Source organism: Clostridium peptidivorans, from assembly GCF_900205925.1.
GTDB lineage: Bacteria > Bacillota > Clostridia > Clostridiales > Clostridiaceae > Clostridium_AK > Clostridium_AK peptidivorans.
The window spans coordinates 76134-98658 of the sequence record NZ_OAOD01000013.1 but is presented as its reverse complement, the minus strand read 5'-3'; the positions used below and the strand labels follow the sequence as shown (position 1 = coordinate 98658).

The following is a 22525-nucleotide window of genomic DNA, read 5'->3' as shown; positions in this document are numbered from 1 at the left end:
GAACTTATATTAAATAAATGATAAAATTTAATTTACAAGTTAAAGATAAGGTAATACAATAAAAGATTTCTGATAAAAAATAGAATAATTAATATCTTACGACCTATCGGTCTGCGGGCTTATCAGCCTTTTGATAAGCGTTAATTTATTAAAAGGACTTTCGACAAAGCGAAATTTCTTCTTTTAGTTAGGTAAGCCTAAATGATATTTTTAATGTTGAACATATAGTATGGGTTCTGCATTGTAGAAATCATTGAGTAAGCATTAGAAGCTCTTTATTTCAAAATTCAAATCACCGTTAAGAACTTTTTACTGTCTGAGCGACTGCGAGTTTAAAAAGTTTAGGTGATTTAAATTCTGAAATATTAGAGCTTCTTTGCACAGCGAACCGCTTTCCTAAATGCAAAACCCATACAGGATGTTCAACATTAAAAACGTCGTCTTATTTCTAAACATCGCCTTTATATATATCCCGTATGGCTTTTACCACTTCTTCCATTTCCTCGTAGGTATTAAAATAGCCCGGACTGAGCCTTACAGTGCCAGTTTTAGCTGTACCTATTATAGGATGTATAAGTGCTGCACAATGATATCCTGTTCGTACTGCAATACCTTTTTTATTTAATAAATACCCAACTTCAGAACTATCCATATTATCTGTATTTATAGAAATAACAGCAGCCCTTTTTTCTTTACAATCTAATCCATATATTTTTATATAGGGCATCTTTTTAAATTCACTTAAAAGATAGTCTATAAGGCCTTCTTCATGTTTTTGAATATTTCTTCTTCCAACTTTCTGAATAAACTTAACTCCTTCACATAATCCTGCAATTCCAGGAACATTAAGAGTTCCACTTTCAAACTTATCTGGCAAAAAATCTGGCTGCGTCATGGACATAGAATTGCTTCCTGTGCCGCCTTCTCTAAAGTTTGTCATATCTATGCCATCTCTTATAAATAATCCACCAGTTCCTTGAGGACCCATTAATCCCTTGTGACCTGGAAAAGCCAATAAGTCTATATTATATTTTTCTACATCAATGTTGATAGTTCCAGCACTTTGAGACCCATCAACCATAAATAGTATACCTGCATCCCTTGCAATCTTTCCAATGGTATTTATATATTGTAGTGTTCCTAATACATTTGAAGCATGATTTACAACTATAAGTTTTGTATTTTTTTGTATTTCCTTTTTTAAGTTATTTATATCTAACTTACCATAGGTGTCTACTGCAAGCAATGTTACTTTGACTCCTTTTTTACTTAAACTATTTAATGGCCTTAATACTGAATTATGCTCTATTACAGTACTTATAACATGGTCGCCAGGCTTTAATACCCCCTTTATTCCTATGTTTAATCCTTCAGTTGCATTACTTGTAAATATCATGTTAAAAGGACTTGTTATATTAAAAAAATTACTCAATATTTCCCTTGTTTCAGATAATTTAGATGAAGACTCCAGTGCCATAGCATGTGTACTTCTACCTGGATTTGCTGCATAATTTCTCATGCAATTTAATGTTTCATTATAAACCTCTTCTGGTTTTGGGAAAGAGGTTGCTGCATTATCTATATAAATTCCCATATTCATCCCCAACTTTCATAATAATATACTCTAATACAATATATTATTTTTAAATGACTAATATGTGATATATTTACCCATAAAAAAATAAGTACCTCACCGGTACTTATTTTTTTATTGTTACTTCCTTACTCACAAATGGATAACTTTGTCTCTTTGCCTTAGCAAGTTCAACTTGAGCTTCAATTAATCTGTTTTGAAGGTCAATTGTTTTATACTTATTAGATTGCATTTGAAATTTATATTCTTTACATTCAGCTTTAAGTATGTTATTTCCCTCCATGTATTTTTTACAGGTTTCTTGAAGTATTTCTCTTTCCTTTGTAATGTTTTCAATTTCTTTTGTTGTTACTTCCAGTTCTTTTTCCTTAACTTCTAACTGTTCCTTATACTTAGGTTCTTCTAAGACAACTGTGATTTCTTCTACATAAGCCTCTAGCTGTGAAATTTTTTGTTTGAGTATATCAATTTCTTGTTTATAGTTTTTTTCTTCTTCTTCTTTTTTCTTAACTATTTCAAAAGCATCATGAACTTCTTCCTGCTTTTTTAAATACTCATCTACTGTATTTATAGCAGTAAGTATAGCTGCAGAAGATGTACTCAATTTAGGATTACTTTCTATAAGTTCCCTAACTTTTTTATCCACATAACCAGCAACTTTATGTAAATATTCTTCTCTTTCATCACCCTTTAAGTTGTACTCTACTCCATTTATCCTAACAGTTACTATGTTCATATAAACACCTCTCAGATAAATCATATATTATTATATCTATTTTAACACAAATTAACTATGGTTAAAATATCAATTTGTCAGATTTATCTAAGTTGTGCTCCAAGTCTATTTTCAAGAGTTCTTACTATTTTATCATGAACCTTATTTACTTCTTCATCAGTTAAAGTTTTATTTTCTAATCTATAAAGAATAGAGTAAGCTATACTCTTTTTACCTTCAGGTATTTGTTTACCCTTATAAACATCAAATAATTTAACCTTTTCTACCATCTTTCCACCTTGCTTTAAGATGATATCTTCTATTTCTTGTACTAATATAGCATCATCTATTAAAAGAGCCATATCTCTTGTTACTGCTGGAAATTTAGGAAGTACCTTATATATCTTATTTAAATTTGCATTTGCAAATAACACATCCATATTTAATTCCGCAATATAGCATCTTTCTTCTATACCATAGTTTTCAGCTACATCAGGGTGAACTTCTCCTAAGGTTCCTAAAATCTCTTTTCTTATATTAACACAAGCTGTCTTTCCAGGATGGAATGTAGGATTTTCACTCTCACGTGCAAAGTTAAGTTTTTCTACTCCTAAATGCTCTGCTATATTTTCTACTACACCCTTTAAGTTTAAGTAATCAACATCTCCATACAATCCAATAGTCAGCATATTTCTTTCTTCTGGAACTTCATTCTTATTTTCTTTAGACATATATACCTTACCTATTTCAAAAAGCCTTGCTTCTTCATTATTTCTTGAATAATTTCTAGCTAATGCTTCCATCATAGAAGGAATTGTAGTAGTTCTCATTATGCTATAATCTTCACCTAATGGATTTCTTATCTTTATAGCATTTCTAAGCTCACTGTCTTCAGATATTTTTATCTTATCAAATACCTTAGGACTTACAAATGAGTAACTTATAGATTGATTTAATCCACTTCCCATTAAGGCTGCTATTACTTCATCTTCTAGATGTTGTTTTTTACTTTTTCCTCCTCTTTCACTTACACTTCTTATAAGTGTTGTAGGAATATTATTATATCCATAAATTCTTGCTATTTCTTCTGCCACATCTTCTCTTATGTTTACATCACATCTAAAAGTTGGAACATTTATGTGAAGCGTATCTTCACTTATTTCAGTAAATAAATCCAATCTGTCTAAGCAGCCTTTCATTTCTTCCTTTGACAAATTTGTTCCTAAAAACTCATTTATCCATTTTGAACTTATTTCTAATGTGTGTGGTTCTAACTTTTCTTCATATATATCTATGGTTCCTTCCATAACTTCCCCTGCATTTAATTTTTCTACTAAATAGCAAGCTCTGTTCATAGCAATTTCCACTAAATTAGGGTCTAAGTCCTTTTCAAATTTTGATGAAGCTTCAGTTCTAACACCTAGCTTTTGAGAAGATACTCTTATATTTGTACCATCAAAATTAGCACATTCAAATATTATTGCAGTAGTATCTTCCTTAACTTCTGAATTAAGTCCTCCCATTATTCCTGCAAGTCCTATGTTTGTTTCTCCATCCTTTATACAAAGTACATCTGCATTTAATGTTCTTTCAACTTCATCAAGTGTGGTAAACTTTTCTCCATCTTCTGCTCTTTCAACTACTATTTTACCTGAAGTTATTTGTCGTGAGTCAAAAGCATGCATTGGCTGACCAAGTTCAATCATTACAAAATTTGTTATGTCTACTATATTATTGATAGGTCTTACCCCTGCATCTATAAGTCTTTCCTGCATCCAAGAAGGAGATTCTTCTATCTTAATATTTTTAACTCCACGAGCCATATATCTTCTACATAATTTATCTTTTACTTCTACCTTTAATGAATCTTTTATATTTTCATTACATTTTATGCTATATGCTGTTTCAGGCATAGTATATGCTGTATTTAAAGTAGCAGCAGTTTCCCTTGCAATTCCAACAACACTTAGACAATCTGGTCTATTTGAAGTTATTTCAAAATCAATTACTGAATTATTTAATCCTAAAACTTCTTTAATATCTTTTCCAATAGGAGTATCATCTGGCAATATCATAAGTCCATGTACATGTTCTTCTGAAGCTATACCTAATTCTTCTTCTGAACACATCATTCCATTGGAAACTATTCCTCTTAATTTACCCTTTTTTATCTTTAATCCATTTGGTAATATAGAACCGTGTAATGCCACAGGAACTATATCCTGTTCCTTCATATTATTTGCTCCTGTAACTATTTGCACTGGCTCTTCTGTTCCTACATTTAGCTGGCATACTACTAGCTTTTCTGCATCAGGATGAGGTTTTATTTCAAGTATTTTTCCTGTTACTACATTTTGTATTTCATCTCCTGAAGTTATAACTTCTTCTACTTTGGAACCTGAAAGAGTTAATGCATCTCCGAGCTCATCTGGTGAAATATCTATATTAACATAATCTTTAAGCCATTTAACTGGTACTTTCATTTTTTATTCCTCCTTAAGTGATTTTAAAGTTTAATAAAATATTACTCTTAGAACTGATTTAAAAATCTCATATCACTTTCATATAAAAGTCTTATATCATCTATTGCATACTTCATCATTACCATTCTATCTACGCCAAATCCAAAGGCAAATCCTGAATACACCTCAGGATCAATTCCACAGTTTCTTAAAACCTGTGGATGAACCATTCCACAACCTAATATTTCTATCCATCCGCTTCCCTTACAAACCTTACAACCATCTCCATTGCATACAAAGCAAGTAGCATCCATTTCAGCAGAAGGTTCAGTAAATGGGAAATGATGAGGCCTAAATTTAGTTATAACCTTATCTCCAAACATTTTTTTTGCAAAAAGATCTAGTGTTCCTTTTAAATCTGCAAAGGTTATTCCTTTATCTATTACGAGACCTTCCATTTGATAAAATATAGGTGAATGAGTAGCATCTACAGCATCAGAACGATAAACCTTTCCTGGTGCAATCATCTTTATAGGAGGCTCTTGCTTTTCCATAGTTCTTATTTGTATAGGTGATGTTTGAGTTCTTAAAACCAAACTGTCGTTTATGTAAAATGTATCCTGTTCCCCTCTTGCTGGATGATTTTTAGGAATATTTAAAGCTTCGAAGTTATAGTAGTCAAGTTCTACTTCTGGACCTTCCTCTATAGTAAATCCCATAGAAATGAATATTTCCTTCATGCTTTCCAAGGTTAAATCAAGAGGATGCCTTTTGCCTAAAAATTGTTTCTTACCAGGCATTGATATATCAATAGTTTCATTTTGTAGACGATTTGCCTTTTCCTTTTCTTTTATAGCTTTATATCTATCTTCTATAAGTTCTTCAATACTACTTCTTACTTCATTTGCAACCTTACCTATAATAGGTCTTTCTTCAGCACTTAAAGCACCCATTCCTCTAAGTATTTGAGTAAGTTCCCCTTTTTTACCAAGGTATTTTACTCTTATGCTTTCTAATTCCTGAGCTTCATTAACTTTTTTTAGTTCTTCTATAGCATTGTCTCTTATTAAGTTTAATTTTTCTTGCATTTTTATTAATACTCCTTTCTCTATATAAGTTTTAAGACATATAAAAAAAGCCCCTCCCCATGAAGGGACGAACTTTATATCCGCGGTACCACCCTAATTGACTTAATGTCCAGCTTAAAATTATAACGGCTTAGCCGCTAACTGCTACTATAAGTTCACAGCTAGAACTCAGAAGTGAACTTCAATATAAATATCAATAAAAGGGCTTTCAGTCTATGACCCCTTCTCCCTGAAGTGAACTTATATTTACTCTCTTCTTCATAGTTTCATTATTTTATTATAACATCTTAATTCTAAATTTTACTTATTTTAAATTGAATTGTCAACCTTTTTTAAGTTTTGCCTCACTCTTTCAAACATCATAATGGATGCTGCTACTGCAACATTTAATGATTCAGCTTTACCAGGCATAGGTATTTTAAACTTCTCGTCACTTAAATTTAGTATTTCATCACTTATACCTCTACCTTCATTACCCACACATATTATAATGTTTTTATTTAAATTTATATCATAAAAATCATGACTTTCTTCTAAGGAACTTACTAAGACTTTAAACCCATTATCTTTTAAAGTTTTAGTTATAGAAAGATCAGTATCTTCTATTATTGGAATATGAAATATCGAACCCATGGTAGACCTTAAAGTCTTATCGTTATATACATCAACAGTTCTCTTAGTTAAAATTACTCCTAGTGCTCCCGATGCATGAGCACTTCTTATTATAGTACCCATATTTCCTGGATCCTGAACTTTATCTGCTAATATGTAAAAACCATCTTTAGCTTTCAATTCAATATCCTTATATCTTGCTACTGCTAATATTCCTTGAGGACTTTCTGTATTAGTTAAAGTTTTAAAAAGTTTATCTTCTAATGAATATACCTTTGTATACTCCTTTATTTTACATTTAAAATCATATCCATAAAACCTTTCCAAAGCTTCTTCTGATATAAATAATTCTTCAATATAAAAATTTGATTTTACTGCTTCTTCTACAAATCTAAAACCCTCTACTAAAAACTTTTTATTAGCCGTTCTATATTTCTTTTCTTTAAACTTTCTTACTTCCTTAATAGATGAATTATCTTTACTAGTTATCTTTTCCAAAAATATTCCACCTTTTTTTCTATTTACTATTTCCTATTTGACTTTCCAATTTATTTAATTCATCTGCACCGCCAATTGCAACTATTACATCTCCATCTCCTAACACATCATCTGCCATCGGAGATACATTTATATCATTATCCTTTTTTACCGCAACTACATTTATTCCATAATTAGCTCTTAAATTTAACTCTTGAAGAGTCTTTCCTTGCCATACTCTTGGATTTGCTATTTCAGCTATACTATAATCTGGTGATAATTCTATATAGTCTAATATATTTGAAGATACTAAGTTATGAGCTACTCTAACCCCCATATCTCTTTCTGGAAGAACAACTCTATCTGCACCTATTTTATAAAGTACCTTTGCATGAAGCTCACTATTTGCCTTGGCTATTATGTGCTTTACCCCTAATTCCTTAAGCAACAAGGTTACCATAACACTAGCTTGCAGATCTGAACCTATAGTTACTACAGCTACATCAAAATTTCTTATTCCAAGAGATCTTAAAGTATTTTCATCCATAGCCTCTGCTTGCACAGAATGAGTTACACTATCCGATATACTTTGTACTGTTTCCTCATCTACATCTATTGCTAATACATCATTTCCTAATGAATATAATGTTTTAGCCACAGAAGTTCCAAATCTACCTAAACCTATAACAACAAATTGTTTCTTTGCCATAATAACACTCCTTATCCAACTAATATCTTATCTTCAGGATACTTTATTTTATTTGAATTTGCTCTCTTTGCTAAAGCAAGAAATACAGTAAGTGGACCTAATCTTCCACAATACATAGTAAATATAACAATTGCCTTTCCTACAAATGATAATTGAGTTGTAAGTCCTAAAGTCATTCCCACAGTACCAAATGCCGAAGTTGCTTCATATAATAAATACTCAAGTGTTGCACTTGGCTCCGTTATAGAAAGCAGCATAGTAACTGTTATTACCAATCCTAATCCAATTGTGGTAATTGCCAAAGACTTATAAACAGCATCCTTTGTTATTCTCTTCTTATATATTTCAGTATCTTCTCTTCCTTTTATAATACTGAGTACCGTCATAACCAAAACTCCTGCAGTAGTTACTTTAATTCCTCCTGCAGTAGACCCTGGTGCTCCACCTATAAACATTAAAATTATAGTTAAAAATACTCCTGCATTAGTCATATCGCTGGTAGAAATAGAGTTAAATCCAGCAGTTCTTGGAGTTACAGCTGCAAAAAATGAGGATAAAACCTTTCCCTTAAAGGACATATTCTTCATGGTTCCCGGATTATTGCTTTCAAATATAAACATGAGTATAGTTCCAATAATGAGTAAAAAAGCAGTACCCGAAAGAGCTACTTTTGAATGAAGTGATAGCCTCCTTAGTCCCTTAAAATTGTAAATTTCTTGCCACACATAGAACCCTAATCCACCTATTATTATAAGACTACCTATTGTTAGAATTATAACAGGATTTTCTGCATATACTGTTAAACTTTTAAATCCACCTACAAGATCAAATCCTGCATTACAAAAAGCAGAAATGGAATGGAAAACACTATAATATATTCCTTTCCAAAGTCCAAACTCAGGTATAAATTGAGTTGATAATAATAATGCTCCAGCGAGCTGTATTGAAAATGTAAAAATCAATACATATTTAGCCATTTTCACTAATCCCTGAAGGGAAAATGAATTAAGAGCCTCTTGCATAACTAATCTTTCTTTTAAAGTAATTTTCTTTCCTAATAAAAGAGCTATTAATGTAGCAAAGGACATAAAACCTAACCCGCCTATTTCAATCAAAAACATTATTACAGTTTTACCAAAATAATTCCAGTGAGTTCCTGTATCTACTGTTATAAGCCCTGTTACACAAGTGGCTGACGTAGAAACAAAAAGACAATCTATAAATGGAGTCCTGATCCCATCCTGCGTGGCTATAGGCAAGTTTAATAAAATTGCCCCTATCAATATAACTGTTGCAAAACCTATTGCCAAGATTTGTACTGGTGTAAGTTTAAAGTACTTTCCTATACTGATTTTCATTTTTAAGCACCTCATAATTACTATAATTTCATAGCATTAACAATTATTATAGCATTTACATGCAAATTGTCAAACTTATGTACAATAAAAATTTATATAAATAATTCCGTAAAATTTAAAAAATGCAGCCTTTAAAGCTGCATTTTTTTATTAAGCGTTAAGCTGTTTTTTTACTACTTCTACTAATTCTGCAAAAGCCTTTGGATCATTTATAGCTATTTCAGAAAGCATCTTTCTGTTTATATCTATTCCTGAAAGCTTCATTCCATTCATGAATCTTGAATAAGAAAGACCATTCATTCTTGTTGCTGCATTAATTCTAGCTATCCATAGTTTTCTAAAGTCTCTTTTTCTTAACTTTCTTCCTACGTAAGCGTTTCTTAATGCTCTTATAACTGATTCATTAGCAGTTTTGAATAACTTGCTTTTTGCTCCATAGTAACCTTTTGCAAGTTTTAACACTTTTTTATGATATTTACGAGCGTTCATAGCTCTTTTAACTCTTGCCATTTAATAAACCTCCTTTTAACGTACCTATTATAGGTATGGTAATAATTTTTTCATTACTTTTTCCTGTGTTTCAGATACATATGCTGTCTGTCTTAAGTTTCTTTTTGTTTTAGCGCTCTTTTTATTTAAGATATGGCTCTTGAAAGCTTTAGCTCTCTTTAGTTTTCCTGTTCCTGTAAGCTTAAATCTCTTTGCAGCAGCTTTTTTTGATTTCATTTTTGGCATAATCTTTTCCTCCTCTCAATATCAAGCCCTTTTAGGAGCTAAAATCATTGTCATATTTTTTCCTTCTAATTTAGCTGGCTTTTCAACTATACACACATCTTCAAGTTTTGTCAAAAATAAATCTAATATTTTTTTACCTAGATGTGAATAATCAGCTTCTCTGCCTCTAAATCTAACAGTTACTTTAACTTTATCTTCTGCAAGTAAAAATTTCCTTGCATTGTTAGCTTTAATTTCTATATCATGCTCTTCTATAGTTGCACTTAATCTAACTTCTTTTATGCTAATAACTTTTTGTTTTTTCTTAGCTTCTTTATCCTTCTTAGCCTGTTCATAAATGAATTTTCCATAATTCATTATTCTACAAACAGGAGGTTTTGCAGTAGGAGCTATCATTACTAAATCTAATTCTTTCTCTTCTACAATTTTCAAGGCCTCAGAGGCACTCAATATTCCTAATTGGTCGCCATTATCGCCAATTACTCTTAACTCTTTTTCCCTTATATCTTCATTCATAAGGTAATCTTTACTAATAACATTCACCTCCCTAGAGAAATAAACATCAAATTAAATAAATATTATATGTATTAAAAAAAGGACGGCAAATGCCGTCCTTTATATGCAACAAAACAAAGATTGTCATCCATATAACCCTACTAGCAATGCTGTAAGGTGAGAAACGGCTCGTTTCTTCTTAACATATAGAATTCTACTACAATATTATTTACTTGTCAACATTTTTTTTATAAAATACAGCCTTCAGTGGATTTAGCTTTGATTTCCTCTTCTATTTTAGCTATGAAATCATTTAATTCCATTGCTCCTAAATCTCCACCTCTTCTTGTTCTTAATGCTATTTTTCCTGCCTGCATTTCCTTATCTCCAATTACTATCATATAAGGAATTTTTTGAAGCTGTGCTTCTCTTATCTTGTATCCTATTTTTTCATTTCTATCATCTAATTCTACTCTTAATCCTTTTTCTTTAAGAGTTTCAACTATACCCTTAGCATAATCTTTTTGTGAATCCGTTATATTTAACACTCTAACCTGTACTGGTGCAAGCCAAGTTGGGAATGCTCCAGCATAGTTTTCTATAAGTATTCCTATAAATCTTTCTATACTTCCAAATACAACTCTATGAACCATAACTGGTCTATGTTTTTCTCCATCTGCTCCTACATAAGTTAAATCAAATCTTTCTGGCATTTGGAAATCAAGCTGTATAGTACCACACTGCCATGTTCTTCCTAAGCAATCCTTTAGATGGAAATCTATTTTAGGTCCATAGAATGCTCCATCCCCTTCATTTACATTATAACTTAATCCTGCAGCATTTAAAGCTTCTTTAAGTCCGTTTGTAGCTGCCTCCCAATCTTCCTCACTACCCATGGAATCCTCTGGTCTTGTAGATAATTCAACAAAGTACTCAAAACCAAAACTCTTATAAAATTCATCTATTAATTTAATTACATTTAATATTTCATCTCTTATTTGGTCTCTAGTTAAAAATATATGAGCATCATCTTGAGTAAAGTATCTTACTCTCATAAGTCCATGTAAAGCTCCAGAAAGCTCATGTCTATGAACCATTCCTAGTTCTCCAAGTCTAAGTGGAAATTCCTTATAAGAATGCATTGAACTTTTATAAACAAGTATTGATCCTGGGCAGTTCATTGGTTTTACAGCAAAATCTTCTCCATCTATTTCTGTAAAATACATATTATCCTTATAATGGTCCCAGTGGCCTGACTGATGCCATAATTTTTCATTTAATATGATAGGAGTTCTTATTTCTTGATATCCAGCTTTAGTATGTGTTTCTCTCCAGTAATTTTCAAGAAGATTTCTAACTACCATTCCCTTTGGATGGAAGAATGGGAATCCTGGACCTTCTTCATGTAAGCTAAATAAGTCTAATTCCTTACCTAATTTTCTATGATCCCTCTTTTTAGCTTCTTCTAACATATGTAGATATTCTTCTAATTCACTCTTTTTAGTAAATGCTGTTCCATATATTCTTTGAAGCATTTTATTTTTTTCATCACCTCTCCAGTAAGCTCCTGCCACTGAAAGAAGTTTCATAGCTTTAACCTTACCTGTAGATGGCACATGAGGACCTGCACATAAGTCTGTAAAATCTCCCTGCTTATAGAAAGATATTACTGCATCTTCTGGAAGATCTTCAATTAATTCAACCTTATATGATTCATTATTTTCCTTCATTAAATCTATAGCGTCTTCTCTTGAAAGTTCAAATCTTTCTAATGCATAATTTTCTTTTATAATATTTTGCATTTCCTTTTCTATTTTATCAAACATCTCTGGAGTAAAAGTAAAATCAGCATCAAAATCATAATAAAAACCTGTGTCTATAGCAGGTCCTATTGCTAATTTCACCTCTGGATAAAGTTTTTTTACAGCTTGAGCAAGTATATGTGAAGCAGTGTGTCTTAATGTTAATTTACCGCCTTCATCTTCAAATGTTAATATTTCGAGTGAACAATCATCCTGTATTTCTGTCATCAACTCACAAGCCTCACCATTTATTTTTGCACCTAATGCTTTTTTATAGAGGGCAGGACTTATCTTCATAGCTATATCTGCTACTTTAGTTCCCTTTTCAACCTCTAAAACTTTTCCATCTTTTAAAGTCACCTTAATCATAATAGATCCTCCTTATTTTATTTAAAATATATTACAAAAAATAAAAAAATCCTCCCATATACTGGGACGATTTATAACCGTGGTTCCACCCAAATTAATAATATATAAAAATATACTATCCTCTTTGTACCTTTAACGCAGGCAACGGTAATACTTACTAAACTTCAGCATACAGCTCCAAGGTGGTTTTCAACAATATTATTAAGAAAATCTTTCAGCCAGTGGACTTTCCTCTCTAGTAATAATTTAATTGTTTACTCTTCCTTTTCATTGCTTTTTTTAATTATAGTATTAACATTAAATTCTGTCAATAAAAACTATAACTTTTATAACGGGCTTTTTCTCTTTATCTTATTACACATTTTGCACTCAGTACAAAATTCCACTCTTTGAATAAATACTTTACTTATTGTATTTATTATTTCCTGATTGAACGAATTTTCTGGACAATGTATAACTATTTTTTCAGGGCAATAAGTTATTAAATTGCTTATAAGCATATCTTCAAAATTCACGCCATTTAAAAGTTCAGTATTCATTTTATTTTTATGCATATCACTCATAAAGCTTTCCGTTATATCATTGCCATCTTTATCCCTAAGTATATATCTTCCCTCTATATCTATTATTATATTTAATTCATCTATTCTACTTTCTTGTATATTTACAAAGTATTGAAGTAATTTTATAAATTCATCATATTCTTTTTCAACCATGTGGTCTTCTACTATTTTTTCAATTATATTTTCTAAGTATATCTCCAATTCCTTCATTCTAAACATTACAAATCCATTTATATTTATTTCTTTATTTTCTTTTATACAGTCTATTATCTTATCTATCATTTCATTTTTTCTATTTAAATAAAATATATTTTTATCATCTATTAAAAAAGTTTCATTATTAAATATTTCTACACTTTTGTTTTTTATTTCTGTTATTTCATCACCTGTAAGAAAAAAATAGTTATCTTCTAAAAAATCTACGAGATTTTTTTTATAAAATTTCTTTACAACTTCCCTATACAATATATTAGCTATATACAAATTAAAAATTTGAAAATACTTCTCATTAAACTTTTCTTTAGCAAAATATATTTTAAGAAAGTGAGTGTTTTCATGTATGCTTTCCCATATTCCAACTTCTATTTTTTTATTTTTAAAATATTCTTTTAAACTATTAACACTATCTATAATATCTTCTACTTCATTTTCATATACCAATGTAAAGTGCTCCATACCATTCTCACTCCTTTCTAGCATAGTATATGTGAAATTTAAAAGTGTATACATAATATGCTTGAACATATTTCCTAGGAAATTTGACAAAAATAGCATAACTAACTTAATATGTATTATGGGTGAGAAATATGAAATATGCATTAGTTGATTATAGAATAAATATTGTAGAAAAAAGTAGTTTGGAAAGTCTAGGTTGCAAAGTCTTAATTTGTCCTCCTTATGAAAAATTATACGAATCAGTGTGCGGTCATCCGGATATGCTTGTTCATTTGATAGATAATAAAAATATACTAGTACATAGAGATATGCCATTTCATTTTGTCGAATTGCTAAAATCCTTAAATTTCAATGTGTTAAAATCTCATTCATCAATTTTAGCTAAATATCCTTATGATATTACACTAAATGCCTTGAGTTTATCAAACTTATTTGTGCATTATTTAAAATATACAGATCGAACACTACTTAATAAAGCAAAAAATAAAATTTTGGTAAATGTAAAACAAGGTTATACCAAATGCTCTACTGCTATAGTTTCTGAAAGAGCAATAATGACCAGTGATAAGGGTATAGCTAACTCTCTTAAATCTAATGATATTGATGTACTTTTATTGCCTCCAGGTGATATTGAGCTTCCTGGACTTGACTATGGATTTATAGGAGGATGTTGTGGCAAAATAGATGCTAATACTTTAGCCTTTTATGGAGATTTATCTTATTACGCTTATGGCAAAGAAGTGTTATCCTTTTTAAAAAAGCACGAGATTCAGCCTGTTTATTTAAGAAATGGTAGATTAATAGATAGAGGGAGTATTATAGTGCCACCCACATGGGTGGCACTATAATTACTATTCGAAAAAGTTTTTGTGGGAGACATTAATGTTATTACTTGCACCTATCTTTAAGTTAAAACTTCCACTTGCATTTTTCCCAACAATTCTAACAATATACTTTCCACTATTAGGTGTAGTAAAAATTATGTTTCCTTTATCATTTAGCTCGTTCTTTTTAGCCATAATATTATAATTCTTATCTAATACCACAATATAAAATTTACCTTTATCAATTTTTGTGTTATCACTTATAGTTATTTTGTTTCCCTTATCCGAAGTAAACTCCATTAAAGACCACTTACCTGTAAACTTGCCAAAATCAAAGCTTTGACTATCCTTAGTACTTTTCTCATTTTGTTTAGAATAAAAACTCTTTTCTGTTTCTTCTTTACTTGCTAAATAGTCATTTGAAACATTACAAAATAAATTACTTTTATATAATGTTATTCCCGCTCCCAGAATAATTATTATTGCTGAAAAAATAACAATAAGTTTATTTCCCTTTCTCATTTCACTCCTCCTTTAACTTTTTTAATACTATTAGACGACACACTAAAATATTTATTTTTTAATATTAATAACCGCAATCTCAATCATATAATATTATAACATTTTTGCTTAAATATGTTAAACCTTTAGAGCACTTTATGAAACTTTTTTATAACAATTAAGAGAACAGAAGAAAACACCTTAGTAACAGTATAATTACTCCCAACATTACATAACAATTAAAATAAGAGTAAATATAAGATAGTTAAAGAAATTTAAAAAGTCCATAACATTTAAGTTACAGACTTGTGCTTAATTTGTTTCTTACATTCTTTATTACTCTTTGTATTTGTACTAAATTGTGTTATTCCGTCAACTCCAATTAATTCTCTTTGTGTAATCTTTGGGTCTAATATATAAGCTTTTAATATAGCTTCGCTCTCTCTGTAAAATATTCTGTGCCTAACATACAGTTAATTGTACAAGGCTTATAATTTTTACTGTACATCTAAGCTGCATACTCTAAAAACTCGCCAATAGTAAAGTTGCCTTTCTGCTCCCTTTCTTGATGTAACGGTTCCATTACCGCTCCTGCTCCATTCATTGTTATGCGTTTTCTTGCCATTTGTAGCCTTCCTGATAACATAATCCGTTCCCCTGCCAGCCAACAAAGGTCTATGCTGTAAAACAACACAAAGGTCTTAACAGCAAATAAAAACAGCCTATACTGTTAACCCTCTGACAAGTTACAGTATAAGCTACTTTTAAATCACTGAATTAAATTGGAGGCGCCACCCAGATTTGAACTGGGGAATAGAGGTTTTGCAGACCTCTGCCTTACCACTTGGCTATAGCGCCATATGAAATTGGAGCGGAAGACGAGATTCGAACTCGCGACGTTCACCTTGGCAAGGTGACGCTCTACCACTGAGCCACTCCCGCATGTGGTGGCTGGACCAGGAATCGAACCAGGGACACGAGGATTTTCAGTCCTCTGCTCTACCGACTGAGCTATCCAGCCATTTGGCGACCCAGAAGGGGCTCGAACCCTCGACCTCCGGCGTGACAGGCCGGCACTCTAACCAACTGAGCCACTGGGCCGCAGTATCATGGTGGGAACAACAGGGATCGAACCTGTGACCCTCTGCTTGTAAGGCAGATGCTCTCCCAGCTGAGCTATGCTCCCATAAATACTTGCGCGTCATTCAGACAATTATTATTATATAAGCTGATATAACTTTTGTCAATAAACAAATTCAAAAAAATTATATTTTTCACTAACTATTCGTCATTAATTTATAATTAATAAAAGTATAGTATAAGAAAATTACAACATTTTTAATGTTGAACCTACCGTATGATATGTTTCATTAATTATGCAAATCTCATATGGTAGGTTCAACATTACTTTAAAATGTCGCACTTTTTCTAAACAACCACTAGAAAAAGCTAATTTTCTCTAATGTCTACTAAAAATTCGCTGTTATGTATGCTAGCCTCCTGAAGGGTATGCATATCACTCATCACACATAAAGCAGATTCTATTATTAAAAATTCTATAGGACAACCAGAACCTTCTCCTAATCTCATATCTAAATTCAAGTTTGCTTTAAGACCTATTTCATTCATAACATAAGCTGCTCCTGCTTCTACTGAAAGATGTGATGGAAACATGAAATCTTTCACAGTTGGATTTAACTTATAAGCACATAATGCAGCTGCACAAGATATAATTCCATCTATAACTATAGGCACTCTATTTTTAGCCGCTGCTAAAAAGCAGCCACATAATCCTGCTATATCAAAACCACCTATTTTTGATAAAACATCTATAACATCATTTTTGTCAGGCTTATTTAACTCAATTGCTCTTTTTATTACATTTTTTTTATTTATAAATTGTTCTTCTGTAAGTCCAGAACCTTTGCCTACTATTAAGTCAGAATCTATTCCAGAAAATACGCTTATAATTGCTGCACTAGTAGCAGTATTTCCCATTCCTGCTTCTCCAGTACCAAATAAATCATATCCTTCACTTACATGTTTATCTACCATTTCTATTCCTACTTCAATGGCTTTTATAGCTTCTTCCCTCGACATAGCAGCTTCCTTTGCCATATTTTTAGTTCCATAAGCTATTTTTTTATTTACTATCTTAGGATTATTAAACTCTCCATTTACACCTATATCTACTACACACACATCTGCTTTAGCATAATTAGATAAAACTCCTATACCTGTAATACCTCTTGTATAATTATCTGTAATAATAGCTGTAAGTTCTTGAGGACATGCACTAACTCCTTCTTCCAATACTCCATTATCCGCACTCATAACTATAGTTACTTTTTTATTTATTTTATTTTTTACTTGTCCTGTAATACCTGCAATCTTTACAGCTATTTCTTCTAATTTTCCTAAACTTCCTATAGGCTTACTAAGGCTATCCATTCTCTGCCAACCCTTTTCTATTGCCTCTTCATTAGCTGGTGTAATACTTTCCAATGTTTTTTTAAATAATTCCATTTCCCATTCCTCCTAAAATTTAAAAGTAGCAAAATACTTTATAATACCAAATAGCATTTGTTTTAAAGACCTTAAATATTATCATACTTCTAATGGAAAGATAAAAAATAATAATCCCCCTAATCAATAGGGAGATTATTATTTTTAACATGTAATACTTATAATATAATGTTTTTAAATAACTTACATATATTAAATATCATTACAAAATAAAATCCCTTGCAAAAGCAAGGGAATACATATCTAAGCTTATATCTTCCCTCCGAAGCATTGTAGCAATGTATTTCAGGCAGTTGTCCTGGCTTAAGTTTCTTCCTCCTACCTCCTCCCTAGAAATATCTAGTGGATAAATGGGATTTGTCAACTCTTACAGTAGCGGGGGCTGCAGTGGCTTTTCACCACCTTCTCTTTTAAACTATATTAGCACCTAAAATAATTATATTAAATTTTAATTAACTATGCATGATTTATAGAAATTTATAATTTCGTTATAAATCAGCACATCTCAAGCTATTGAGATGTTTCATAATAAAATTATATTACAGTTTTTAACCAATTACAATGTATTTTAATGGTTGTTGGCTCATGCTTAATCATCACTTTCTGATTTTTTCAAAATTTCTCCTATTTGTTCATTAGTAAATTCATAGCGTGTATTACAAAAGTGACACTTTAATTCCTCAGTTTTATTTTCATTATATATTTCAGTAAGGTCTTTTTCTCCTATGCTCATAAATATTCTTTCTACCTTATCTCTTGTACAATCACACTGATACTTGGGAGTCATATTATCTAATATTTTTAAATCCATATCTTCAAATATAAACTGAAGTATTTCTTCAATACTCATTCCCTGCACTATATAATCAGTTACAGATTTCATATCCTGAAGTCTATAAGTGACTAAATCAGCCGCTAATTCATTTGCTCCTGGCATCATTTGAATAATAAATCCACCTGCTGCTTTAATACTTAAATCAGTGTCTACAAGAACTCCAAGTCCAACAGCAGAAGGAGTCTGCTCGGAAACGGTAAAATAATAAGCAAGATCATCCCCTACTTCTCCTGAATAAATAGGTATCTGACCAACATAAGGCTCTCTAAGTCCCATATCCTTTATAACGGTAACCTTACCATTTATACCTATAGCTCCTCCAACATCAAGCTTTCCTTTACTATTAGCAGGTAAATCCACCTTAGGATTTCCTATATATCCTTTTACACTTGCATCAGGATAAGCAGTAACAACAACACCCTTTGCCTCACCGCCTCCAGACATCTGAATAGTTAAAGAGTCCTTTTCTGATTTTAACATTGCTCCCATTAGAGTTCCTGCTGTAAGCATTCTTCCTAGTGCTGCTGCTGCTGTAGGAGCACATTCATGAATTTTTACTCCTTCATTCACAAGTTCTGTAGTAATAGCTGCGATAATTCTTATGTCACCATTACTTGCAATTGCTCTAACTAATTTATCACTCATTCTTATTTCCTCCTGATTTCTTATTTTCTGAGTACATACACTATTCTTTCACTTGTAGAAGATATATCGTCATGTTCATAATTATCCAATACTTTTACTATTTCAAACCCAGATTTAGTGATAAAGTCTTCTAACTCATCCTCAGTGTATGCTCTTTCTGTATGGTGTTCATCAAATCTTCTATAAAGCTCTCCTTCTTTTAAAAAGAAGGTCAAATACATGTCCACTATATTGTCTTCAAATACATTTTCCCAAGTATAATATACGTCTTCTTCATCATAGGTAAATGTATTATTTCCTAATACATTAGAAAGTTTATAATATGAATTTATATCAAATATAAAAATACCTTCTTCTTTTAAATGCTTATGTACACCCTTAAGATAGTTTAATATATCTTCATTTTCTGTTAAATAGTTAGTAGAATCCAAGCAGCATGTTATAAGATCAAATTTCTTATTTAAGTCTAATTCACTTATATCTTGACATACAAACTTTCCCTTTATCCCTTTGCCTCTAAGCTTATTTTCAGCTTCAGTAAGCATATCATCTGATAAATCTACTGCCCAGGTATTTAAGAAACCTTTTGCTATATGTTCTGTTAAATTTCCAGTTCCACAAGCTAAATCTAAATACTCTCTTCTAGACACATTAAGCTCATTACATAAATCTAATATAATATTTGCCCATTTTAAATAATCCACATCTCCCTTGATGAGATTATCATAAATATGAGCAAATTCTTTGTAACATTCCATAACCCTTCCCCTTTATTCAATGCAAATATATTCACACATGATTTATACAAATCTTTGATTTCGCTATAAATCAGCACATCTCAAAATTCAGATGTTTCTTTAATAAATTTATATTATAAATTGTTTTTTTGCAAGTCAATATTTCTAGGAATATTCATTTGTTTTTTTCTTCTAGTCATTATTCCTCCAATTCTTCCTGTTTCCTCTGAAGTTAAGCTGCTCCAGCCATATTTCTCTACCTTATCTATCAAGCCCAATTCATCAGCAATTTCGTATTTAATTTGTTCTCTAAGCTTTTCTGCTTCAGTAAGCTCTCTATTTGATTTTAATTTAGCCTTTATAACCTTTTTAAGTGGTGTTTTTCCCATAATAATCCCCTCCGTAAAAAAATTAATTACGTTAGTTAATAGTTTTTACAGATAGGGGTTTATTTATTCAATTTTGTAAGACAAAATTAAGTAGCTAGTCTCTAATCGCTAATCTCTAGTGTTTAGAATTTGTGCTAGCTAAGAACTTCATCCATAAATATTAATCATTCAGTATTAAACATTAACTAAATTAAATCTAACTATTTTATCAAGCAATTCTTTAGATTTGATATATAGATTGCTAATTAAGAACTAGGAATTAGTGACTGGCGATTAAAAGCGCTTATCCTAGCACCTAAAAATAGCCCCAAAATCAGCTATTACACTGATTTTAGGGCCTTGCATAATTTATAGAAATCTATGATTTCGTTATAAATTAGCACATCTCATGTTAATGAGATGCTTCATTGCATAATTTATTATTTATCTTCAAATAAATGACATGCTACGAAGTGATCTTTCTCAACCTCTTTGAATACAGGTGAAACTTCACTGCATACAGGTTTTGCATATTTACATCTTGGTGCAAATCTGCATCCTGGTTTTGGATTTATAGGACTTGGTACATCTCCTTCAAGCATTATTCTGCTTCTGCTTTGCTCAATTTCTGGATCAGGAATTGGAATAGCAGATAAAAGTGCCTGAGTATATGGATGTAGTGGTTTCGCATATAAGTTTTCACTTGAAGCAAGCTCCACCATAGTTCCAAGGTACATAACTCCTACTCTGTCAGATATATGTTTTACCATTGAAAGATCATGAGCAATAAACAAATAAGTAAGACCAAGATCATTTTGTAATTTTATAAGTAAATTTACAACCTGTGCTTGAATAGAAACGTCAAGTGCTGAGATTGGCTCGTCACAAACAATAAACTTTGGTTCTACTGCCAATGCTCTTGCTATACCTATTCTCTGTCTTTGTCCTCCTGAAAACTCATGAGGAAATCTTGACGCATGCTCCTTATTTAAACCTACTAACTGTAAAAGCTCATATATTCTATCAGTTCTTTCTTTCCCTTTATATATACCATGTATATCTATTCCTTCTGCAATGATATCCCCTACTGTCATTCTTGGGTCTAGTGATGCATAAGGATCCTGGAAAATTATTTGTGCATTTTTAGTATATTCTTTTTTTGCTTTACCCTTTAATTTGTGTATATCGGTGCCTTCAAATAAAACTTCTCCGTCTGTAGCTCCATATAGTCCGAGTACTGTTCTTCCACAAGTTGTTTTACCACAACCTGATTCTCCAACTAGTCCTAAGGTTTCTCCCTTTTTTATATTAAAACTTACACCATCTACAGCTTTTAAAGTAGCATTTTTTCCAACTTTAAAATACTTTTTAAGATTTTTAACCTGGATTAAAATTTCTTTTTCCACCTATATTGCACCTCCTTCAAATTTTGGAGCCTCAACCTTTGGTGCAAGAGGATGCTGTAACCAACACTGTACTTCATGAGTTTCTGAAATCTTTGTTACTTCAGGCATTTCTTCCTTACAAATTTCCATACAATAAGCACATCTTGATGCAAAAGGACATCCTACTGGAGGTTTTAATAAATCTGGAGGAGTTCCTGGTATAGAGTATAATTCATTTTTATGTTTTGTATCAAGTCTTGGTACTGATTGTAAAAGTGCCCAAGTATATGGATGCTTTGAATTATAGAATAATTCTTCCCTAGTACCTCTTTCAATTATCATACCTGCATACATAACCTGAATTTTAGTTGCTACACCAGCAACCACTCCTAAGTCATGAGTTATAAGTATAACTGCTGTACCAAGCTTATCTTGAAGTTCTCTTATAAGATCCATTATCTGAGCCTGGATTGTAACATCTAATGCGGTAGTAGGCTCATCAGCTATTAAAACTTTTGGATTACAAGCAAGTGCCATGGCAATCATTGCTCTTTGTCTCATACCACCTGAAAATTCATGTGGGTACTGATTTACTCTTTTATCTGCATTTGGTATATTAACTAATTTAAGCATTTTTATTGCTTCATCTAACGCTTCCTTTTTATTCATTCCTCTATGAATAATTAAGTTTTCAGCTATTTGATCTCCTATTTTCATTGTAGGATTTAAGGATGTCATAGCATCCTGGAAAATCATACTTATATCTTCTCCTCTTAAATCCCTAAGTTCTTTGTCTGACATCTTTAAAATATCTTTTCCATCAAATAATATTTGAGAACCTTCTTTTATATCTCCCGGAGGAGTAGGTATTAATCTCATTATGGATTTAGAAGTTACTGACTTACCACAACCAGATTCTCCAACTATAGCTAAGGTCTCCCCCTTATCTACATAAAAAGATACTCCTCTAACGGATTGCACTTCACCTGCATATGTGTGAAATGTAACTTTCAAATCTTTAACTTCAAGCAAATGTGACATAATTATCTC

20 protein-coding genes, 5 tRNA genes, 1 riboswitch and 3 other annotated features are annotated in these 22525 nt (G+C 31.4%); of the genes, 1 reads left to right on the top strand and 24 read right to left on the bottom strand.

Annotated elements, in window-relative coordinates; translation table 11 throughout:
• Positions 1-448: 448 nt before the first annotated feature.
• The 12 genes from CRN98_RS11725 to ytxC all read right to left on the bottom strand — a co-directional run bounded on the left by CRN98_RS11725 (position 449) and on the right by ytxC (position 13654).
• Entirely contained in the window at positions 449-1594 is a 1146-nt protein-coding gene (locus CRN98_RS11725; RefSeq protein ID WP_097027612.1) for an aminotransferase class V-fold PLP-dependent enzyme, read from the bottom strand.
• Positions 1595-1700: 106 nt separating this feature from the next.
• A complete protein-coding gene (locus CRN98_RS11720; RefSeq protein ID WP_097027611.1) occupies positions 1701-2330 on the bottom strand; it encodes a cell division protein ZapA in 630 nt (209 codons plus the stop codon).
• 83 nt (positions 2331-2413) lie between these two features.
• Positions 2414-4792 (bottom strand): phenylalanine--tRNA ligase subunit beta, encoded by a 2379-nt coding sequence (gene pheT, locus CRN98_RS11715; RefSeq protein WP_097027610.1) that lies wholly within the window; start codon positions 4790-4792, stop codon positions 2414-2416.
• A gap of 47 nt (positions 4793-4839) precedes the next feature.
• The gene (gene pheS / locus CRN98_RS11710; RefSeq protein ID WP_097027609.1) at positions 4840-5859 is read right to left on the bottom strand and encodes a phenylalanine--tRNA ligase subunit alpha; all 1020 of its coding nucleotides are present in this window, start codon (positions 5857-5859) and stop codon (positions 4840-4842) included.
• Between the two features lie 60 nt (positions 5860-5919).
• Positions 5920-6130, bottom strand: a binding site (T-box leader).
• Positions 6131-6168: 38 nt separating this feature from the next.
• Positions 6169-6969, bottom strand: coding sequence for a TrmH family RNA methyltransferase (locus CRN98_RS11705; protein WP_097027608.1), 801 nt, complete (start codon positions 6967-6969; stop codon positions 6169-6171).
• Positions 6970-6988: 19 nt separating this feature from the next.
• The gene (locus CRN98_RS11700) at positions 6989-7657 is read right to left on the bottom strand and encodes a potassium channel family protein (protein WP_097027607.1); all 669 of its coding nucleotides are present in this window, start codon (positions 7655-7657) and stop codon (positions 6989-6991) included.
• 11 nt (positions 7658-7668) lie between these two features.
• Entirely contained in the window at positions 7669-9015 is a 1347-nt protein-coding gene (locus tag CRN98_RS11695) for a TrkH family potassium uptake protein (RefSeq protein ID WP_097027606.1), read from the bottom strand.
• Between the two features lie 150 nt (positions 9016-9165).
• Positions 9166-9525, bottom strand: a complete 360-nt coding sequence (rplT, locus tag CRN98_RS11690) for a 50S ribosomal protein L20 (RefSeq protein ID WP_035308179.1) — start codon at positions 9523-9525, stop codon at positions 9166-9168.
• A gap of 27 nt (positions 9526-9552) precedes the next feature.
• Positions 9553-9750, bottom strand: coding sequence for a 50S ribosomal protein L35 (gene rpmI, locus CRN98_RS11685; protein WP_097027605.1), 198 nt, complete (start codon positions 9748-9750; stop codon positions 9553-9555).
• Between the two features lie 21 nt (positions 9751-9771).
• Positions 9772-10266, bottom strand: a complete 495-nt coding sequence (gene infC, locus CRN98_RS11680) for a translation initiation factor IF-3 (RefSeq protein ID WP_242960925.1) — start codon at positions 10264-10266, stop codon at positions 9772-9774.
• Between the two features lie 68 nt (positions 10267-10334).
• Positions 10335-10452: a sequence feature (ribosomal protein L20 leader region), on the bottom strand.
• Positions 10453-10493: 41 nt separating this feature from the next.
• Positions 10494-12416, bottom strand: coding sequence for a threonine--tRNA ligase (gene thrS / locus CRN98_RS11675; protein ID WP_097027603.1), 1923 nt, complete (start codon positions 12414-12416; stop codon positions 10494-10496).
• 59 nt (positions 12417-12475) lie between these two features.
• Positions 12476-12696 (bottom strand) — a binding site (T-box leader).
• A 46-nt stretch (positions 12697-12742) separates the two neighbouring features.
• Entirely contained in the window at positions 12743-13654 is a 912-nt protein-coding gene (ytxC, locus tag CRN98_RS11670; protein WP_097027602.1) for a putative sporulation protein YtxC, read from the bottom strand.
• A gap of 131 nt (positions 13655-13785) precedes the next feature.
• Between ytxC and CRN98_RS11665 the strand changes: the two genes are divergently transcribed.
• Entirely contained in the window at positions 13786-14502 is a 717-nt protein-coding gene (locus tag CRN98_RS11665) for a DUF6873 family GME fold protein (RefSeq protein WP_097027601.1), read from the top strand.
• A 3-nt stretch (positions 14503-14505) separates the two neighbouring features.
• Here CRN98_RS11665 and CRN98_RS11660 read toward each other — a convergent pair whose 3' ends face one another.
• The 12 genes from CRN98_RS11660 to CRN98_RS11605 form a co-directional block, all read right to left on the bottom strand.
• Positions 14506-15000 carry a hypothetical protein gene (locus tag CRN98_RS11660; protein WP_097027600.1) on the bottom strand — a complete coding sequence of 165 codons (495 nt, stop codon included), beginning with the start codon at positions 14998-15000 and terminating at the stop codon, positions 14506-14508.
• Between the two features lie 762 nt (positions 15001-15762).
• A tRNA-Cys gene (locus CRN98_RS11655) sits at positions 15763-15837 on the bottom strand.
• A 9-nt stretch (positions 15838-15846) separates the two neighbouring features.
• Positions 15847-15921 (bottom strand) — tRNA-Gly (locus CRN98_RS11650).
• A gap of 3 nt (positions 15922-15924) precedes the next feature.
• Positions 15925-16000 (bottom strand) — tRNA-Phe (locus tag CRN98_RS11645).
• A gap of 3 nt (positions 16001-16003) precedes the next feature.
• Positions 16004-16080 (bottom strand) — tRNA-Asp (locus CRN98_RS11640).
• Between the two features lie 9 nt (positions 16081-16089).
• Positions 16090-16165: transfer RNA gene (locus CRN98_RS11635), tRNA-Val, on the bottom strand.
• 263 nt (positions 16166-16428) lie between these two features.
• Complete coding sequence (gene cobT / locus CRN98_RS11630; protein ID WP_097027599.1) at positions 16429-17505, bottom strand: nicotinate-nucleotide--dimethylbenzimidazole phosphoribosyltransferase; 1077 nt, start codon at positions 17503-17505, stop codon at positions 16429-16431.
• A gap of 271 nt (positions 17506-17776) precedes the next feature.
• A riboswitch (cobalamin riboswitch) is annotated at positions 17777-17951 on the bottom strand.
• Positions 17952-18094: 143 nt separating this feature from the next.
• Entirely contained in the window at positions 18095-18985 is an 891-nt protein-coding gene (hslO, locus tag CRN98_RS11625; RefSeq protein ID WP_097027598.1) for an Hsp33 family molecular chaperone HslO, read from the bottom strand.
• Between the two features lie 20 nt (positions 18986-19005).
• Positions 19006-19743, bottom strand: a complete 738-nt coding sequence (locus CRN98_RS11620; protein ID WP_097027597.1) for a class I SAM-dependent DNA methyltransferase — start codon at positions 19741-19743, stop codon at positions 19006-19008.
• A 113-nt stretch (positions 19744-19856) separates the two neighbouring features.
• The gene (locus CRN98_RS11615) at positions 19857-20111 is read right to left on the bottom strand and encodes an alpha/beta-type small acid-soluble spore protein (protein WP_097027596.1); all 255 of its coding nucleotides are present in this window, start codon (positions 20109-20111) and stop codon (positions 19857-19859) included.
• A gap of 419 nt (positions 20112-20530) precedes the next feature.
• Positions 20531-21496, bottom strand: coding sequence for an ABC transporter ATP-binding protein (locus CRN98_RS11610; RefSeq protein WP_097027595.1), 966 nt, complete (start codon positions 21494-21496; stop codon positions 20531-20533).
• Positions 21497-22516, bottom strand: coding sequence for an ABC transporter ATP-binding protein (locus CRN98_RS11605; protein WP_097027594.1), 1020 nt, complete (start codon positions 22514-22516; stop codon positions 21497-21499). It abuts the gene before it with no gap.
• Positions 22517-22525 lie beyond the last annotated feature (9 nt).

Bases quoted from the DNA above. Each gene is read 5' to 3' on its own strand.
- CRN98_RS11725 (WP_097027612.1), bottom strand. From the start codon at position 1,594: ATGGGAATTTATATAGATAATGCAGCAACCTCTTTCCCAAAACCAGAA.
- CRN98_RS11720 (WP_097027611.1), bottom strand. From the start codon at position 2,330: ATGAACATAGTAACTGTTAGGATAAATGGAGTAGAGTACAACTTAAAG.
- pheT (WP_097027610.1), bottom strand. From the start codon at position 4,792: ATGAAAGTACCAGTTAAATGGCTTAAAGATTATGTTAATATAGATATT.
- pheS (WP_097027609.1), bottom strand. From the start codon at position 5,859: ATGCAAGAAAAATTAAACTTAATAAGAGACAATGCTATAGAAGAACTA.
- CRN98_RS11700 (WP_097027607.1), bottom strand. From the start codon at position 7,657: ATGGCAAAGAAACAATTTGTTGTTATAGGTTTAGGTAGATTTGGAACT.
- CRN98_RS11695 (WP_097027606.1), bottom strand. From the start codon at position 9,015: ATGAAAATCAGTATAGGAAAGTACTTTAAACTTACACCAGTACAAATC.
- rplT (WP_035308179.1), bottom strand. From the start codon at position 9,525: ATGGCAAGAGTTAAAAGAGCTATGAACGCTCGTAAATATCATAAAAAA.
- rpmI (WP_097027605.1), bottom strand. From the start codon at position 9,750: ATGCCAAAAATGAAATCAAAAAAAGCTGCTGCAAAGAGATTTAAGCTT.
- infC (WP_242960925.1), bottom strand. From the start codon at position 10,266: ATGAATGAAGATATAAGGGAAAAAGAGTTAAGAGTAATTGGCGATAAT.
- thrS (WP_097027603.1), bottom strand. From the start codon at position 12,416: ATGATTAAGGTGACTTTAAAAGATGGAAAAGTTTTAGAGGTTGAAAAG.
- ytxC (WP_097027602.1), bottom strand. From the start codon at position 13,654: ATGGAGCACTTTACATTGGTATATGAAAATGAAGTAGAAGATATTATA.
- CRN98_RS11665 (WP_097027601.1), top strand. From the start codon at position 13,786: ATGAAATATGCATTAGTTGATTATAGAATAAATATTGTAGAAAAAAGT.
- CRN98_RS11660 (WP_097027600.1), bottom strand. From the start codon at position 15,000: ATGAGAAAGGGAAATAAACTTATTGTTATTTTTTCAGCAATAATAATT.
- cobT (WP_097027599.1), bottom strand. From the start codon at position 17,505: ATGGAATTATTTAAAAAAACATTGGAAAGTATTACACCAGCTAATGAA.
- hslO (WP_097027598.1), bottom strand. From the start codon at position 18,985: ATGAGTGATAAATTAGTTAGAGCAATTGCAAGTAATGGTGACATAAGA.
- CRN98_RS11620 (WP_097027597.1), bottom strand. From the start codon at position 19,743: ATGGAATGTTACAAAGAATTTGCTCATATTTATGATAATCTCATCAAG.
- CRN98_RS11615 (WP_097027596.1), bottom strand. From the start codon at position 20,111: ATGGGAAAAACACCACTTAAAAAGGTTATAAAGGCTAAATTAAAATCA.
- CRN98_RS11605 (WP_097027594.1), bottom strand. From the start codon at position 22,516: ATGTCACATTTGCTTGAAGTTAAAGATTTGAAAGTTACATTTCACACA.